Genomic DNA, 406 nt, shown 5'->3' with positions numbered 1-406 from the left:
GTTCTTGGACGACAGACCCACGGTCACCAGCAGACCCACCTGGAAATACACGTCGTTCGACAGCCCGCGCAGCGTCGTGCCGAGCGCCGCGCCGAACACGCCGAGCGGCACGATCAGCAGCACCGCCAGCGGCACCGACCAGCTTTCATACAACGCAGCCAGACACAGGAATACCACCAGCAAGGAAATGGCGTACAGCGCCGGAGCCTGCGCGCCGGAAAGCCGCTCCTGATACGACATCGCCGTCCACTCCAGACCAAAGCCGTTTGGCAGCTGCTTCACTAACGATTCCATAATATCCATCGCCGTACCGGTACTGACCCCCGGTGCGGCTTCCCCAACAATCTCAACCGCAGAATAACCGTTATAGCGTTCCAGACGCGGCGAGCCTGTTTCCCAGCGTGAG

At 61.3% G+C, this 406-nt stretch carries 1 protein-coding gene; it reads right to left on the bottom strand.

The window, feature by feature from the left end; genetic code table 11:
• The coding region (locus tag SB786_RS35700) for an efflux RND transporter permease subunit (protein WP_410731501.1) at positions 1 to 406 on the bottom strand (406 nt) is incomplete at both ends.

It is taken from the genome of Burkholderia sp. SIMBA_062, assembly GCF_046534765.1.
GTDB lineage: Bacteria > Pseudomonadota > Gammaproteobacteria > Burkholderiales > Burkholderiaceae > Burkholderia > Burkholderia ambifaria.
This window is presented reverse-complemented; position numbering and strand designations above follow the sequence as displayed.